Genomic DNA, 12,624 nt, shown 5'->3' with positions numbered 1-12,624 from the left:
CAAGGGTGTCGCGGGTTAGTGCATGTTGTCGCGCAGGTCGATCGACACAACCTGGTTGTCATGGCCGTCGAAATCCATCACCCGGCCAGCGGCCTTGGCCTTGAGCCCGCAGCGCCCGGCCCAACGCGGCCAGTTTGCGGGGATCAGGCCAAGCACCTCGGATGCCCCCAGCTCACGGGCCGCATTTGTCATCTCCATGATCAGATGCGCGTGCACCCGGCGGCGGATGTTCATCGGCGTGGTGTGGCTGACGAAGACCCGGCTCGATTCCCAGACCGTGTCAGAAACCGGGGCCTCGTAGTCGAGCAGATCGGCGGGGATGGTATCGAGCAACTGCCGTTGCGCATCGCGGATCATGTAGCTGTAGATGCCGCAGCGCGCTGTGGTGGGCGTGAGGCGAATACCGGCGAGAATCTCGGTGCCGTCATGCACAGCAACCCAGCGCGACGCGGGGGTGTCGTACTGGTCGAATTCCATGCCCATCGCCTCGGGCAGATCCCAGTTGTTCTGCACGATAAAGCTCTGTTTTCGGGCGCGAAAAAGGTTGGCAAAGAGTTCGCCGTGGTTGTGAAGGTTGGCGAAAGAGAGGGTGGTGGTTTGCATCGCATTTCTCCTGCTTGCTTGGGTGGGTGGTAAAGCAAGCCCTGCGCCTAGCAGGAGAGGTCGGCACGCTAGAGCAGTCTGTATTCCTTGGCCCGCTGGAGCGCCTCGGCCGTGGTGCGGGCGCGAAGCCTTTCCCGTGCGGAAGTGAGGCGGGCCTTGAGCGCGCTTTCGGAGATGTTGAGTTTGGCAGCTGCAGCAGTGTGACGATCCCCTGCTGCAATCAGGCGCAGAGCATCTATCTGTGCCTGGGTCAAACTTTCCGGAGGCTCTGTCAGGTCGTGCAGCCTGCGAATGATCTTGCCGATCTCGGCCATCTCATCCGCTTCAAATTCGCGGTCTGCTCGCGCTGCTCCTGCAATGGTGCGTGAAGAGATCGGGCCACAAGAAACCTGCACCCCGTACTTCAGGCCAAACTCCGCGGCTTCTTCCAGAATGCCGAATGGGTCCGGCAATTCCAGTTCACTCCACCGCGTTTCCCCTTCTGTGGAAAACCCCCAGGCGATCATCGGGTCACGCATGACGTAAGCCTGCGCGGTGTAATGATCGGTCCATGCCTGATTGTAGGTTTGAAAGGTAACGAGCGGCGAAGCAAAACGGATGTGCAACCCGGCGTGATACCCCGCAGGGGCCAGTTTGCTGAGGGCCGCGAGTTCCCTATCAATCCTCTTTTTGTCAGACATGTCTTTTTAGACAAGTTGCCACAAATCCAGTCAACCTTAAATTGAGCCCCAGTGAACACACCGAGTGGAGTGTTGTTGAATGCAACAAATTAAGCCGGAAACCTTTGCACAGCTCATGAGGCTGCCCGCCCTGCTGCGCGCCGATCTGTTGGAATTTATCGGATCGACGCCTGTGGCAGATGGGCAAATCCTATCCCTCATTGAAAAACTGGCCACCGAAGAATCACCCGGGGTAGGCCACGCAGCCTGACGCACTTTCGAAGCGAGGAAAATCCCGCTTCGCCGCGACCAAGGCGGAACACAGAAAAAGGCCCGCATGAGAACCATGCGGGCCTTTTCTTGTTCGGTGTGGTCGCGCGGCCTTACTCGGCGGCTTCTTCAGCCTCAAGGCGGGCCTTGTCGGCGGCGCCCTTGGCGTCCACGTCGCGGTCGACCAGCTCGATGATGGCCATCGGGGCCATGTCACCGTAGCGGAAGCCAGCCTTCAGCACGCGGGTGTAGCCGCCGGTGCGCTCGGCGTAGCGCGGGCCGAGCACTTCGAAGAGCTTGGCAACGTAGGCGTCCTGCTTGAGGCGTGAGGCGGCCTGACGGCGGGCGTGCAGATCGCCACGTTTGCCGAGGGTGATGAGCTTGTCCATGATCCGCTTCAGCTCTTTGGCTTTCGGCAGAGTGGTTTTGATCTGTTCATGCTCGATGAGCGAGCCGGCCATGTTGGCAAAGAGCGCCTTGCGGTGCTCGTGGGTGCGATTCAGGCGGCGGTATCCGCGGGCGTGACGCATGTTTCTTCTCCTAAAAGGTGCCCTCTACGGGCTGTTTTGCTTTGTCTGGCCGGCGTGCGTAGCGACGGCTCTCCTTGGGGCAGAATGCCCGGGTCGTATGTGGGGCGCGCCGGAGCGCACCCCACGAATTCTCAGAACTGGTCTTCGAACTTCTTGGCCAGATCTTCGATGTTCTCCGGCGGCCACTCTTCGACATCCATGCCGAGGTGCAGGCCCATGCCCGAGAGAACCTCTTTGATCTCGTTCAGCGACTTGCGGCCAAAGTTCGGGGTGCGGAGCATCTCGGCTTCGGTCTTCTGGATCAGGTCGCCGATGTAAACGATGTTGTCGTTCTTCAGGCAGTTCGCAGACCGCACCGAAAGCTCCAGCTCGTCCACCTTCTTCAGCAGAAGCGGGTTGAACTCGAGGCCATCGTCCTCGTCCTGACGGCCAGCGGCTTCGGGCTCGTCGAAGTTGACGAAGATCGAGAGCTGGTCTTGCAGGATGCGGGCGGCGTAGGCCACGGCGTCATCCGGCGTCACCGAACCGTCGGTTTCGAGCTTCAGCGTCAGCTTGTCATAGTCCAGCACCTGGCCCTCACGGGTGGGCTGCACATCGTAAGACACCTTCTTGACCGGCGAGTAGATCGCGTCGATCGGGATCAGGCCGATGGGCGCGTCTTCGGGGCGGTTCTTGTCAGCCGCCACGTAGCCTTTGCCGGTGTTCACGGTCAGCTCGACGTAAAGATCGGCACCGTCATCGAGGTGGCAGATCACGTGTTCCTTGTTCAGAACCTCGATGCCTGCGCTTTCCGAGATGTCGGCGGCGGTCACGACGCCCGGGCCCTTGGCCGAGATCGAAACGCGCTTAGGCCCGTCAACTTCCATACGGATGGCGACGCCCTTGAGGTTGAGCACCACGTCGGTAACGTCCTCGCGGACGCCTGCAATGGAGGAAAACTCATGCAGCACGTTGTCGATCTGAACGCTGGTGATCGCCGCGCCTTGCAGCGACGAGAGCAGCACGCGGCGCAGCGCGTTGCCGAGTGTCAGGCCAAAGCCCCGCTCCAGCGGTTCAGCCACGACGGTTGCCTGACGCGCGGGGTCATTGCCCGGCTTCACGTCAAGCTGCGTGGGTTTGATGAGTTCCTGCCAGTTTTTGTGGATCATGTGTATGTCGCCTCCATACCAGTTCGCAGCCCATGTCCCTGCCTGCGAACGCCCGAGGATAAAATGACATGCCGGGCGGCCTCGGCCCCCCGGCAGAATGTGCTCAATTCAGACCCGGCGACGCTTCGGCGGGCGGCAGCCGTTGTGGGCGATCGGGGTGACATCACGGATCGAGGTGATGTTGAACCCGACAGCCGCCAGCGCACGCAGCGCGCTTTCGCGGCCCGAGCCGGGGCCCTGCACCTCAACCTCAAGCGTTTTCACGCCGTGGTCCTGTGCTTTTTTGCCGGCATCCTCAGCAGCCATCTGGGCGGCGTAGGGGGTCGACTTCCGGGAGCCCTTGAAGCCCATCGTACCGGCGGAGGACCATGCGATTGCATTGCCCTGAACGTCGGAGATGAGGATCTTGGTGTTGTTGAACGAAGAGTTCACATGCGCAACGCCAGCGGCGATGTTCTTGGAAACCTTCTTCTTCGTGCGGCGGGTATCACGTGCCATCTGTGCAGCCCTCCCTTATTTCTTCTTGCCGGCAATGGCCTTTGCGGGGCCTTTGCGGGTGCGAGCGTTGGTGTGGGTCCGCTGACCGCGCACCGGGAGGTTGCGACGATGGCGCAGGCCGCGGTAGCAGCCGAGGTCCATCAGGCGCTTGACGTTCATCTGCACGTCGCGGCGAAGGTCGCCTTCGACGGTGTAGTTGGCGTCGATGTGTTCGCGCACGGCGAGCACTTCGGCGTCAGACAGTTCGTTCACACGGCGGGTCAGGTCGATGCCAACGGCCTCGCAGATTTTGCGGGCGGAATCGTTGCCAATGCCGTGGATGTAGGTGAGCGCGATCGGAACGCGCTTAGCAGTCGGGATGTTAACCCCAGCGATACGGGCCAAAATGGTCTTCCTTCGGTTGCGGTTCCGTGCTGCCAGAACCTTTTTTCACAACAGAGGCCCGAAGGGTTTGCGCCCCCGGGCCGATGGGTGGCTCACCCGAGTCGCGACAGGCGATTCCCGGTTGAGAAGCGCCCAAGTAAGGGGATTTGGGCGGCGCGTCAAGGGCACGTTCAGGATTTGTCAATCCTGACGCTCGGCTCACCTTTCATGAAGGCAGGATGCCGCAAATCCCATGGCAAGGGAAGCCAGTGCCGGGGATTGTGATAAACGCGGCCAGCAAGCGCGCCATGTCTATGCGGCGGACCGCGCCCTATTTGGCCCAAGGGTGCGCCGGGCGCCGGTGGTCAGGGTTTTCCGGGAGCGCGGCCGTGGCACCGCAAATCGGGCAGGCTTGGTCAACTGATTGCAGTATGACGATCAGATCGCCTTGCAGTGCGTCCGGGCTACCTTCGTAGCCCGCGGCTCTGAGGGCGCTCTCGAACCCGTGCCACGCAGAAGCCTGGCGCTCTGCGAGAAGATCATCGCGCAGATCCAGCGCCAGCAGTTTTTCGGGGTGATCAGGGCAGCGGGCAAAGCAACCGGCCTTTTCGGCGGCGCTAAGGGCGAGCTGGCTCCAGTCGTTCAAGCCAGCCCCAGCTTCTCGCGCACGCCCTTTGACACCTCGTCGATCGGCGCGAGGCCATCGGTGCGGGCGTAGAGGCCCTTGGCGTAATAGTAGCCAACAAGCGGCGAGGTCATCTTGTAGTAGGCGAGCAGGCGGGTCTTGAGGCTTTCCTCGTTGTCGTCGGCGCGGGCCTCGCCGCCGGCGGCCACGGCCTCGCGGGCGCGGTTGAGGATGCGCTCCACCAGCGCCTCGTCGTTTACCCGCAGCTCGAGCGCCACGTCGAGCGATCGGCCAAACTCGGCCAGCAATTCGCCAAGCGCATCAGCCTGCTTGAGGGTGCGGGGGAAGCCGTCGAAGATGTAGCTCTTCTCGGGGGCCTCTTCGAGCTTTTCACGGATCAGGCCGATGACGATCTCGTCGGTCACCAGGTCTCCGCGGTCCATCACCTCGGCGACGCGCTTGCCCATTTCGGTGCCCGATGTGCGCGCGGCGCGCAGCATGTCACCGGTGGAAAGCTGCACCATGCCTTCGCTCTCGACGAGGATCTTGGCTTGTGTGCCCTTGCCCGCGCCCGGCGGTCCGAGAAGTATAATGTTCATCTGCGAGCTGCCCCCCTCCGGCCACGACCTCCACGCTTTTTACCGCGTAGCTGCGAACGCTCAATTAGATTTTCGTACTGATGTGCCAGAAGGTGCGACTGGACCTGCTGAATGGTGTCCATGCCAACCGACACGATGATCAGGATCGAGGTGCCACCGAAGTAGGCCGTGATGCCAAGGCCGCCGCGCACCATTTCGGGCAACAGGCAGACCAGAGCAAGATAGGCCGAGCCGAGCACGAGGATGCGGTTGACGACATACTCGAAGTATTCGGCGGTGCGCTTGCCGGGGCGGATGCCGGGCACAAAGCCGTTCTGGCTCTTGAGGTTGTCGGCCACGTCGTCCGTTTTGAACGAAACGTTGTGGGTGTAGAAGTAAGTGAAGAACACGATCATCCCGGCGAAGAACAGCAGGTAGAGCGGCTGGCCGGGGCCGAAGTAGGCGAGGATTGTGCTCATCACCGGGCCGGTCTGGTTGCCGGAGAAGGTGCTGATGGTGGTCGGCAGCAGCAGCAGCGAGCTGGCGAAGATCGCCGGGATCACGCCCGCCGGGTTCACCTTGATCGGCAGGTGCGAGGAGCCACCGTCATAGACCTTCATGCCAACCTGACGGCGCGGGTACTGGATGTGGATCTTGCGCAGGCTGCGCTCCATGAACACCACGAAGGTGAGCACGGCGAAGACCATGAAGATCACGCCAATCACCACCCCGCCCGAGATGGCCCCGGTTTGGCCCTGCACGAAGAACTGTGCCAGCGCGCCGGGCAGCTCGGCAACGATGCCGACGAAGATGATGAGCGAAATGCCGTTGCCGATGCCGCGGGCAGTGATCTGCTCGCCCAGCCACATCAGGAACATGGTGCCGCCCACCAGCGTGACAACGCAGGAGGCGATGAAGAAGAGGCCCGGATCGTTGACGAAGGGCACACCATCGGCAGAGCCGTTCTGCAGCGAAACCGCAAGGCCATAAGCCTGGAAAGTCGCCAGCGCCACGGTGCCGTAGCGCGTGTATTGATTGATCTTCTTGCGGCCCTGCTCGCCCTCTTTCTTCAGCTGCTCCAGCGCCGGCACCATGGCCGTGAGGAGCTGCACGATAATCGAGGCAGAGATGTAGGGCATGATGCCAAGGGCAAAGATGCCCATCCGGCCGATGGCGCCGCCGGTGAACATGTTGAGCACACCGCCCAAGCCTTGGCTCGCCTGCTCCACGAAGGCCCGCAAGGCGGTGCCGTCGATACCGGGCACCGGGATGTAGGTGCCGAGGCGATAGATAATCAGCAGCCCGAGAGTGAAGAAGATACGCTGCCGTAGCTCCGGGGCCTTGCCGATGGCCCCCCAGCTCATGTTGGCGGCCATTTGCTCTGCTGCTGATGCCATGGAGTGTGCTCTTTTCGTTATGCCGATGCGCCGCCGGGCCCTGTCAGGACCGGCGGCGCATGTATGTCATTAGCCATGTAGGGGCCTGCGCCGCCAGCGACAACCGTTTACTCGGAAGCCTGCGCCGCGGCTGCGACCGAAAGCGAGCCGCCAGCCTTCTCGACGGCCTCGATGGCCGACTTGGAGGCACCGGTGACGCTGAGCGCGACTTTCGCAGTCAGCTCACCCTTGGCGAGGATGCGAACGCCATCGAGCTTGCGGCGCACGAGGCCCGAAGCGACCAGCGCGTCTTCGTCGATGGTGCCCTTCGCGTCGAGCTTCTTGGCGTCGATGAATTTCTGGATCAGGCCGAGGTTGACCACGGCGAACTGCTTGCGGTTCGGCTTGTTGAAGCCGCGCTTGGGCAGACGCTGGTAGATCGGCATCTGGCCGCCCTCGTAGCCGTTGATGGCCACACCCGAGCGCGACTTCTGGCCCTTGATACCGCGACCGGCGGTTTTACCCTTGCCGGAGCCGGGGCCACGAGCGATGCGCTTTTTCTTCGGGGAGGAGCCCTCTGCGGGGGCGAGTTCGTTCAGTTTCATGTCGCTTCTCCTGAGCCGGACGCGCCCCCGAAGCGAGATGGGCGGCCACGGCGTTTCGTGTTGTATGAATCGGGCCGTTCGGCCACCGGGGGCGTATAGCGGCGGCGGGCGGGGCGTTCAAGCCTTTCCTCGCTGGGGTTCCGGCCCAAGGCCTCGCCCGCCACCGGAGCGCTTATGGCTTGGCCACGTGCCAAACGCCGCCCACGCCATCGCCGGTCATCTCGCCGGGCGCGCTGTCACCGGCCCAGAGGTAGAGCGGCTGACCCTTGTAAGTGATCTGCTTGCTGCCATCGCGGCGCTCGGTCAGGGCAAACCCCTCGGGCAGCGCGGTTCCGGCCTCGGCCAGCACCGGAGGCCAGCTTCCGGCGCATCCGTCATAGCAGTTGGAGGTGGAGCCGTTGTCCTTGTCGAAAGTGTACAGCGTCATCTGTGCGGCATCGACCAACACGGGCTGGCCGTCGATCTCGGCGCTGCCGACAGGGGCACCACCATGGGCATCGGCAAACGCCGCGCCGGGGAGGAGAAGAAGGGCGAGGAGGGAAAGCTTGGTCACTTTGATAGCTCCGAATGAATGACAAATCGTGGCCTGCACCATGCAGACACCTCCCTTACGCCCCGGGTGCCCGGTTTATTCGCCGCGAGCGGCATTTTCTTTTCTGTTATTTTTTGTGCATGCCCCCGCCATTTCGCCCATATGGCGTGCATTTCCCGAAGCGGCGCGAAAAAAGGCACAACCCGAGGCACTCGCCACTTTTCTTTGCACTGCGCGAGGGCTCTTTCACCGGCGTTCAAACCGAGGAGGGGACGAGATGGTTGGAGCCGATACCGCATGGATCATCGTGGCCACAGCGTTGGTGCTGATGATGACGCTGCCGGGGCTGGCGCTTTTTTACGGCGGGCTTGTAAGGGCGCGCAACGTGCTCAGCGTCTTTATGCAATGCTATGCCATCGCTTGCTTGATGAGCGTTCTCTGGCTCGCCGCCGGATACTCCATTGCCTTTGGCGAGGCGACGAGTTGGTGGGGCGGCTATGAAAAGCTGTTCCTGATGGGCGTCACCGCCGACAGCCTCTCAGGCACCCTGCCCGAAATCCTCTTCTTCGCCTTCCAGATGACCTTCGCCATCATCACACCGGCGCTCATCGTGGGTGCCTACGTGGAGCGGATCGGCTTTGGCTTCGTCCTGCTCTTCTCCGGCCTCTGGATGCTGCTCTGCTACGCGCCGGTGGTGCATTGGATCTGGGGCGGCGGCTTTTTGGCCGATGGCGGGATCTTCGGCGAAACCGGGGTGAAGGATTTTGCCGGTGGCATCGTGGTGCATGAAACCGCCGGGATCGCCGCGCTGATCCTTGCCGCCGTGCTCGGCCGCCGGAAGGATGACAACAAGCCGCCACACAACCCGGGCTATGTGGTTATCGGGGCTTCGCTGCTCTGGGTCGGCTGGTTCGGTTTCAACGGCGGCTCGCAGCTGGCGGCAGATGGCGGCGCGGCCATGGCGCTGACTGTCACCCATATCTCCGCCGCAACGGCCACCCTTACTTGGGCGCTCTGGGAGAAGATCAAATACGGCAAGGCGAGCGTTGTCGGCGCCGTCACCGGCACCATCGCAGGCCTCGCCTCCATCACCCCGGCCTCGGGCTTTGTCGGCCCGATCGAGGCGCTGGTGATCGGCGCTGTGGCCGGCATCCTCTGCCAAGAGGCGGTGGGCCTGATCCGCAACAAGGTGCGCATCGACGACGCGCTCGACGTGATGGCGGTGCATGGCGTGGGCGGCATCTTCGGCACCATCATGATCGCGGCCTTTGGCGCGGGCAGCTGGGCAGCACAGCTTGGCTCGCTCGCCATTGTCGGGGTGTTCACCATCGTCGTCACCTTCGCGCTGATCTACCTCTGCCGCCTCATCACCCCGCTGCGGGTGGACGAGGAAACCGAGTTCAACGGGCTCGACCTCGCAGTGCACGGCGAAAGCGCCTACGACCACGCCTCCTGAGGCGGGCAGAACGGCAACGCCCCGGTGTTTCGGCGCCGGGGCCGACGCCATTCATTGACTTTCAACACATTACCCCTCATATGCCTCTCATGCCGCACCCGCCGCGTGAGCGGGGCAGCGTGGCGATACGATGAACAAAACGGCCCGCACGGCACTTTCTTCAAAAAATTGGTTCCCAGATCACGCGGGGGGTCAGACGCCAAGGCAAGCATGAGGGCAATCCGGCCCGGATGTGGTGCTTTGCGCGCAACCCAACTGTGACGCGCTGCCCGCGATGGGCCGCGCCCGCTATTTGCGGGTGGCCTCTGCCGCTCGCCCGAAAAGGACGATCCTTTGGATTTCGACATGCTGGGCCTTCCGCCCAAGATCATGGCCAATCTGGCCGAAATGAACATCACCAAGCCGACGCCGATCCAGACAAAGGCCATCCCCCACGCCATGAACGGGCGTGACGTGATGGGCCTTGCGCAAACCGGCACCGGCAAAACCGCCGCCTTCGGCCTGCCCATCGTTTCCGCCCTGCTGCGGATCGAGGGCAAGCCCGACCCGAAGGCCGTGCGCGGCCTCATCCTTGCTCCCACCCGCGAACTCGCCAAGCAGATCGTGGAGAACCTGCAGGGCTACGCCAAGGGCACGCAGCTGCGCACCAACCTTGTGGTTGGCGGTGTCTCCATCAACCCGCAGATGCAGAAGCTGGGCCGAGGCACCGACCTGCTGGTCGCCACCCCGGGCCGGTTGATCGACTTGCTGGAGCGCAAGGCCGTGCGGCTCGACAAGGCCCGTTTCCTGGTGCTCGACGAGGCCGACCAGATGCTCGACATGGGCTTCATCCACGCCCTGCGCCAGATCGCGCCGCTGCTGCCGAAAGACCGGCAGACCATGCTATTCTCGGCCACCATGCCGAAATTGATGGAAGAGCTCTCCACCGCTTACCTCACCGACCCGGTGAAGATTGAAACGGCCCCCGCCGGCAAACCGGCCGACAAGATCGACCAGTGCCTGCACTTCGTCGATCAGGGCGACAAGCAGTCTCTCCTGATCGAGCACCTCGCCAAGCACCCCACCGACGCGGCGCTCGTTTTCTCCCGCACCAAGCATGGCGCCGAGCGGATCAAGAAGAACCTTGAGAAGGCTGGCTTTGCCGCAGGCTCGATCCACGGCAACAAGAGTCAGGGCCAACGTGACAGGGCGCTTTCAGGCTTCCGTGAAGGTGAGCTGATGGTGCTGGTGGCCACCGATGTGGCTGCGCGTGGCATCGACATCCCCGAGGTGCGCTATGTTTACAACTACGACATGCCAAACGTGCCCGACAATTACGTCCACCGCATCGGGCGCACCGCCCGCGCGGGCCGTGACGGCACCGCCATCGCCTATGTCTCCGCCGAAGAGATGGGCGAGCTGAAGGACGTGCAGAAGGTGATGGGCAAGAGCATCCCCGTGGCCTCCGGCGAGGCATGGGAACCGGTCAAGCGCCCAAGCCGTGGCGGCGGCGGTGGCCGTGGCAAGCCCGGTGGCGGTGGTGGCAGGCGTCGCGGTGGCGGTGGCGGCGGCGGTGGCCAGAAGGCCGCCCGCCCCGCAGCGGCAGCGCCCAAGCCCGGCGGGCAGAAGCGCCGCAGGCCGCGCCGCTCCAAGGGGGGTGGCGGCAACCGCGCAGCCTCCTGAGAATAGCGAAGGCCCCGGAGATCGCTCCGGGGCCTTTTTACTTTTGGGTTTGGCTGCGAGTCAGGTTTCCATCTCGTCGTACCAATTGCCGAATTTCACCTCGGCGGTATCAGCCACCATCGCGGCAAAGGCCTCCGGATCCTGCGTGCCGCCATCCCTGCCCCGGTAGTGGTAGGGATAGACGTAGCTCGGGGCGAACTCTTTCACTGCACTCGCCGCCGCCTCTGCCGTCATGGTGAAGGGCAGGTTCATGCAGACAAAGGCAAGGTCGATGTCTTCCAGCGCGCGCATCTCGGGGATGTCTTCGGTGTCGCCCGAAATATAGGTGCGGAAGCCGTCGATGGTCAGCACATAGCCGTTGTCGCGCCCCTGCGGGTGAAAGTTCAGCCGCTCCTCGGTGGTGTTGTAGGCCGGGATCGCATCAATCGCGACGCCGTTCCACTCGGTGCTGTCACCATTGGCCAGCACCTCTTCCGGTGCCATATCAGCGAGCTTCTCGGCCACCGCAGGATTGGCGATGAGATGCGCCTCGCCCTTCAGCGCTGCGAGGGTCTCGGCATTGAAGTGGTCGCCGTGCTCATGGGTGACAAGGATCAGGTCGGGCTTGGGGAAGTCGGCATAACCCGCCGCATCGCCCACCGGATCGACGTAGATGGTGCCCGCAGGCGTCTCCATCACAAAGCTGGCGTGATCGACCGGATGGATGGTGATGCTGCCGCCATCGGTTTCGAACATGTCGCCACCGTGGGCCTCGGCGCGGGCGGCATAGGGCAGGATGGTGATGGCCCCGGCGCTTGCTGCGGCGGTGGCCAGAAAGGTGCGTCTGGTCTGTGTCATGGCTGTCCTCTCCTATTGATAGGAAAGGAGATAGGGCGGATTACCCTGCGGCAAATGACAATTCCGTAAGGCGCAGACAATTCTGGCCGCCCCGGCAGAAATCAGCGGCGCGTTTGGCGCAGGTAGTCAGCCCAATGGGGGCAGGGTTCGGCCTTGATGCCGCGCGAGAGCAGCGAGACGAAGGCGAAAAGGCGGGTCATGTGAGTCTCCACAGTGGTCACGTTTCAGGCGGCCAGATACGCCTGATGCCCAAGGAATAACCACAGTTGAAATCGCATTGCCGCGATGCAGAAAACGCAGGGCTGCTCACCTGCCCCGTAGGGTGGGCAATCTGCCCGCCACCCGGCCTAGCGAAACAGCGGCGAATCCGTCTTCACCACGCCCTGATAGCACTCCAGCCCGCGCCGCGCGATTTCGTCCTCCACCGCCCGCCGCTCAGAGGCATTCTCGGTGCGCTCATACCCGCCCTCCAGCTTGCACAGATACTGGTCGGGGTAATTCATCACCGCCTCAGCATCACGGTATTTGCAGGCGGTGACGAGAAGGAGAAGCGGAAGGGCTGCGCGGATCATGGGACTGCTCGTTTTGTTGTTGGGTTTTCACCCACCCTACAGCGGCCCGCAAACGAAAACACCCCGGCTCTTTCGAGCCGGGGTGCCTCAACTCTTTCGGCGGATGATCCGCCGGATCGCTTAGCCGCGCTCTTCGATGATCTCGACGAGGTGCGGGATCTTGGCGACCATGCCGCGGATGCTCGGGGAATCCTCAAGCTCGCGGGTTTTGTGCATCTTGTTCAGCCCGAGGCCGATCAGCGTTTCGCGCTGCTTGGCGGGGCGGCGGATCGGGGAGCCGATCTGCTTGACGACGATGGTTTTGGCCATT

Annotated in this window: 17 protein-coding genes; 3 read left to right on the top strand and 14 right to left on the bottom strand. The window is 62.9% G+C overall.

Annotated features, from left to right (window positions below):
• Positions 1-15: 15 nt before the first annotated feature.
• Positions 16-603 carry an acyl-homoserine-lactone synthase gene (locus ACXAG6_RS03890; RefSeq protein ID WP_140012703.1) on the bottom strand — a complete coding sequence of 196 codons (588 nt, stop codon included), beginning with the start codon at positions 601-603 and terminating at the stop codon, positions 16-18.
• A 68-nt stretch (positions 604-671) separates the two neighbouring features.
• Entirely contained in the window at positions 672-1,283 is a 612-nt protein-coding gene (locus tag ACXAG6_RS03885) for an autoinducer binding domain-containing protein (RefSeq protein ID WP_475335184.1), read from the bottom strand.
• A 79-nt stretch (positions 1,284-1,362) separates the two neighbouring features.
• Between ACXAG6_RS03885 and ACXAG6_RS03880 the strand changes: the two genes are divergently transcribed.
• A complete protein-coding gene (locus tag ACXAG6_RS03880) occupies positions 1,363-1,533 on the top strand; it encodes a hypothetical protein (protein ID WP_475335182.1) in 171 nt (56 codons plus the stop codon).
• 112 nt (positions 1,534-1,645) lie between these two features.
• Here ACXAG6_RS03880 and rplQ read toward each other — a convergent pair whose 3' ends face one another.
• The 9 genes from rplQ to ACXAG6_RS03835 form a co-directional block, all read right to left on the bottom strand.
• Positions 1,646-2,062, bottom strand: a complete 417-nt coding sequence (rplQ, locus tag ACXAG6_RS03875; protein WP_475335180.1) for a 50S ribosomal protein L17 — start codon at positions 2,060-2,062, stop codon at positions 1,646-1,648.
• 131 nt (positions 2,063-2,193) lie between these two features.
• The gene (locus tag ACXAG6_RS03870; protein WP_475335177.1) at positions 2,194-3,210 is read right to left on the bottom strand and encodes a DNA-directed RNA polymerase subunit alpha; all 1,017 of its coding nucleotides are present in this window, start codon (positions 3,208-3,210) and stop codon (positions 2,194-2,196) included.
• Positions 3,211-3,318: 108 nt separating this feature from the next.
• Positions 3,319-3,708 carry a 30S ribosomal protein S11 gene (gene rpsK, locus ACXAG6_RS03865; protein ID WP_140012699.1) on the bottom strand — a complete coding sequence of 130 codons (390 nt, stop codon included), beginning with the start codon at positions 3,706-3,708 and terminating at the stop codon, positions 3,319-3,321.
• 15 nt (positions 3,709-3,723) lie between these two features.
• Positions 3,724-4,092, bottom strand: coding sequence for a 30S ribosomal protein S13 (gene rpsM, locus ACXAG6_RS03860; protein WP_140012698.1), 369 nt, complete (start codon positions 4,090-4,092; stop codon positions 3,724-3,726).
• Positions 4,093-4,402: 310 nt separating this feature from the next.
• On the bottom strand, positions 4,403-4,717 hold the full coding sequence (locus ACXAG6_RS03855) for a hypothetical protein (protein WP_475335174.1): 315 nt from the start codon (positions 4,715-4,717) through the stop codon (positions 4,403-4,405).
• The gene (locus tag ACXAG6_RS03850) at positions 4,714-5,295 is read right to left on the bottom strand and encodes an adenylate kinase (RefSeq protein ID WP_475335171.1); all 582 of its coding nucleotides are present in this window, start codon (positions 5,293-5,295) and stop codon (positions 4,714-4,716) included. The genes ACXAG6_RS03855 and ACXAG6_RS03850 overlap by 4 nt, the downstream gene beginning before the upstream one ends.
• Positions 5,292-6,671 carry a preprotein translocase subunit SecY gene (gene secY / locus ACXAG6_RS03845; protein WP_140012695.1) on the bottom strand — a complete coding sequence of 460 codons (1,380 nt, stop codon included), beginning with the start codon at positions 6,669-6,671 and terminating at the stop codon, positions 5,292-5,294. Before secY ends, ACXAG6_RS03850 begins: the two co-directional genes overlap by 4 nt.
• Before the next feature lie 107 nt (positions 6,672-6,778).
• A complete protein-coding gene (gene rplO, locus ACXAG6_RS03840; RefSeq protein WP_475335169.1) occupies positions 6,779-7,255 on the bottom strand; it encodes a 50S ribosomal protein L15 in 477 nt (158 codons plus the stop codon).
• Positions 7,256-7,427: 172 nt separating this feature from the next.
• Positions 7,428-7,808 carry a COG4315 family predicted lipoprotein gene (locus ACXAG6_RS03835; protein ID WP_475335167.1) on the bottom strand — a complete coding sequence of 127 codons (381 nt, stop codon included), beginning with the start codon at positions 7,806-7,808 and terminating at the stop codon, positions 7,428-7,430.
• Between the two features lie 256 nt (positions 7,809-8,064).
• On the opposite strand from ACXAG6_RS03835, the gene ACXAG6_RS03830 reads away from it, so the two are divergent.
• Entirely contained in the window at positions 8,065-9,243 is a 1,179-nt protein-coding gene (locus ACXAG6_RS03830) for an ammonium transporter (protein WP_475335164.1), read from the top strand.
• A gap of 333 nt (positions 9,244-9,576) precedes the next feature.
• Complete coding sequence (locus ACXAG6_RS03825) at positions 9,577-10,905, top strand: DEAD/DEAH box helicase (RefSeq protein ID WP_475335162.1); 1,329 nt, start codon at positions 9,577-9,579, stop codon at positions 10,903-10,905.
• A 60-nt stretch (positions 10,906-10,965) separates the two neighbouring features.
• On the opposite strand, the gene ACXAG6_RS03820 is transcribed toward ACXAG6_RS03825, so the two are convergent.
• The 3 genes from ACXAG6_RS03820 to rpmD all read right to left on the bottom strand — a co-directional run bounded on the left by ACXAG6_RS03820 (position 10,966) and on the right by rpmD (position 12,623).
• Positions 10,966-11,742 carry an MBL fold metallo-hydrolase gene (locus ACXAG6_RS03820; RefSeq protein ID WP_475335160.1) on the bottom strand — a complete coding sequence of 259 codons (777 nt, stop codon included), beginning with the start codon at positions 11,740-11,742 and terminating at the stop codon, positions 10,966-10,968.
• A 347-nt stretch (positions 11,743-12,089) separates the two neighbouring features.
• Positions 12,090-12,314 carry a hypothetical protein gene (locus ACXAG6_RS03815; RefSeq protein WP_475335158.1) on the bottom strand — a complete coding sequence of 75 codons (225 nt, stop codon included), beginning with the start codon at positions 12,312-12,314 and terminating at the stop codon, positions 12,090-12,092.
• A gap of 120 nt (positions 12,315-12,434) precedes the next feature.
• Positions 12,435-12,623, bottom strand: coding sequence for a 50S ribosomal protein L30 (gene rpmD / locus ACXAG6_RS03810; protein ID WP_140012688.1), 189 nt, complete (start codon positions 12,621-12,623; stop codon positions 12,435-12,437).
• Between the last annotated feature and the right edge of the window lies 1 nt (position 12,624).

The sequence above is a fragment of the Vannielia sp. ABF1_015 genome (genome assembly GCF_056160745.1).
Note: the sequence above shows the minus strand (reverse complement) of the source record. Positions and strands in the feature narration are given on the sequence as shown.

Bases quoted from the DNA above. Each gene is read 5' to 3' on its own strand.
- ACXAG6_RS03890 (WP_140012703.1), bottom strand. From the start codon at position 603: ATGCAAACCACCACCCTCTCTTTCGCCAACCTTCACAACCACGGCGAA.
- ACXAG6_RS03885 (WP_475335184.1), bottom strand. From the start codon at position 1,283: ATGTCTGACAAAAAGAGGATTGATAGGGAACTCGCGGCCCTCAGCAAA.
- ACXAG6_RS03880 (WP_475335182.1), top strand. From the start codon at position 1,363: ATGCAACAAATTAAGCCGGAAACCTTTGCACAGCTCATGAGGCTGCCC.
- rplQ (WP_475335180.1), bottom strand. From the start codon at position 2,062: ATGCGTCACGCCCGCGGATACCGCCGCCTGAATCGCACCCACGAGCAC.
- ACXAG6_RS03870 (WP_475335177.1), bottom strand. From the start codon at position 3,210: ATGATCCACAAAAACTGGCAGGAACTCATCAAACCCACGCAGCTTGAC.
- rpsK (WP_140012699.1), bottom strand. From the start codon at position 3,708: ATGGCACGTGATACCCGCCGCACGAAGAAGAAGGTTTCCAAGAACATC.
- ACXAG6_RS03850 (WP_475335171.1), bottom strand. From the start codon at position 5,295: ATGAACATTATACTTCTCGGACCGCCGGGCGCGGGCAAGGGCACACAA.
- secY (WP_140012695.1), bottom strand. From the start codon at position 6,671: ATGGCATCAGCAGCAGAGCAAATGGCCGCCAACATGAGCTGGGGGGCC.
- rplO (WP_475335169.1), bottom strand. From the start codon at position 7,255: ATGAAACTGAACGAACTCGCCCCCGCAGAGGGCTCCTCCCCGAAGAAA.
- ACXAG6_RS03830 (WP_475335164.1), top strand. From the start codon at position 8,065: ATGGTTGGAGCCGATACCGCATGGATCATCGTGGCCACAGCGTTGGTG.
- ACXAG6_RS03820 (WP_475335160.1), bottom strand. From the start codon at position 11,742: ATGACACAGACCAGACGCACCTTTCTGGCCACCGCCGCAGCAAGCGCC.
- ACXAG6_RS03815 (WP_475335158.1), bottom strand. From the start codon at position 12,314: ATGATCCGCGCAGCCCTTCCGCTTCTCCTTCTCGTCACCGCCTGCAAA.
- rpmD (WP_140012688.1), bottom strand. From the start codon at position 12,623: ATGGCCAAAACCATCGTCGTCAAGCAGATCGGCTCCCCGATCCGCCGC.